1 protein-coding gene is annotated in these 1,856 nt (G+C 64.2%); it reads left to right on the top strand.

The features are described from left to right. Positions 1-159 precede the first annotated feature (159 nt). Positions 160-1,329, top strand: a complete 1,170-nt coding sequence (locus WCE35_RS24965; RefSeq protein WP_424595974.1) for an IS110 family transposase — start codon at positions 160-162, stop codon at positions 1,327-1,329. Positions 1,330-1,856 lie beyond the last annotated feature (527 nt).

Genomic DNA, 1,856 nt, shown 5'->3' with positions numbered 1-1,856 from the left:
GCGCAGGGTAGTCTCCACTTTCGTCATTGCGAGGAGCAACTTGTCCGCCGTAGCTCAAAGAGCGAAGGCGGAAGCGACGAAGATTCCATGGGGAGTGGATAGCGACCAAGTCTGAAGCCAGACTGAGGTTGCTGAAACCCACTCAACCTGGAGACGACGATGTTGCTTGATCATCCCCTCGACGGACCGACCGCTATCCGCACGCATATTGGCGCAATTTTTGTGTCTTTGGAACTGAGCCGTTCGACTTGGCTGGTGACGTCGCTGTCGCCGGGCAAAGGCGAGAAGATGTCCAAGCACGGCATCGCGGCCGGCAATGTGGCCGAGCTTTTGACGCTGTTTGCGGAACTCAGGCGCAAGGCGGAGGTCAGGACCGGCCAAAGCTATCCGATCATCACGATCCAGGAGGCGGGGCTGGATGGGTTCTGGCTGCACCGCGTTCTGCAACAGGAGGGGATCGAGAGCCACGTGGTCGATCCGGCCTCGATCGCGACGCCGCGGCGGCGCCGGCGGGCCAAGACGGACAAACTCGATGGTGAGGCGCTGCTGCGGGCGCTTCTCGCCTACAAGCGCGGCGAGCCACGGGTATGCGCGATGGTGGTCGCGCCCTCGCCTGAAGAGGAGGACCGGCGGAGGCTTTGCCGCGAACGGGGAACGTTGATCGCCGAACGGATCGAGCATGCGAACCGGATCAAGGGCCTGCTGTTCGCGCAGGGGATATCCGATTACGTGCCATTGCGGCGCGACCGGCGGGCGCGGCTTGAGGCGTTGCGCACCGGAGACGGTCGGGAGCTGCCGTTGCATCTGAAGGCGCAGATCGGCCGCGAACTCGACCGGATCGAACTGCTTCTGGAACAGATCAAGGCGGTCGAGGCGGAGCGGGATGCCTTGCTGGCGGCGGCGAGAAAGCCTGCAAGCGAGCAAGCCGCGCCAGACCCGGTCACGATGCTGCTCGCCTTGAAGGGAATGGGCGCCAACTTCGCCGCCGTGCTGTGGTCGGAGGCGTTCTACCGGAGCTTCGCCAACCGCCGCCAGGTCGCCGCCTATGCCGGCCTTGCGGCCACGCCCTGGCAAAGCGGAGGCATCCGGCACGAGCAGGGCGTGTCGAAGGCCGGCAATCCCAGGCTGCGGACCACGATGATCCAGATCGCCTGGCTGTGGATACGTCACCAGCCGCAGTCGGCCCTGACGCGCTGGTTCAAGCAGCGAAGCCAGCAGGGCCGCAAGCGCGCGATCGTGGCGCTGGCGCGCAAGCTTCTCGTGGCGTTGTGGAAGTATGTCACCCAGGGCGTCGTCATCGAGGGGGCCATCATGAAACCCGCCGCCTGATCCGGGACCGGGCCCAGCGGCAAGCTCCGCCCCCGCCCGCGACGAAACAACCATAACCTATCTGCCGAGGCCCGATCAGCCTCGGAAGATCCGGGTGGACGAACCGATGGATTGCATGGCTTCAAACGCCGCAACGAAGAATGGCCTCGTCCTCTCGAGCCTGCCCGCCGCAAGCGGAATCTTGGTGCAGTCGCCCCGCGCGACGACCGAATGTGAGTTTGATCTGGCAAGCAACCCAGATCGCCGAACCGGCTCGAACCTTGGATCGAAACCGCGAGGATTGCAGATGCCCTGACCGAACCGCCAACACAAGCAGCTCCTGTCGTGCCCGACCGACCAAGCATGATGGCGTGCTCGCTCAACTCAAGGCCAAGCCGCTGCGCGGCGGCCCTAAAGGGCCGGCCTTGACTTGATCTGCGCGCGCCATCCTGCAGAGCCTGCGGGTCGGGACGAAGAGGTGGCCGCAGTCGAACAAAAAGGTGACCCCTCATCCTTGACAAACTCATTCCCCATGTGAGCAATCCATA

Origin of the sequence: Bradyrhizobium sp. (assembly GCF_049691595.1) — a bacterium.
Taxonomy (GTDB): Bacteria; Pseudomonadota; Alphaproteobacteria; order Rhizobiales; family Xanthobacteraceae; genus Bradyrhizobium.
This window is presented reverse-complemented; position numbering and strand designations above follow the sequence as displayed.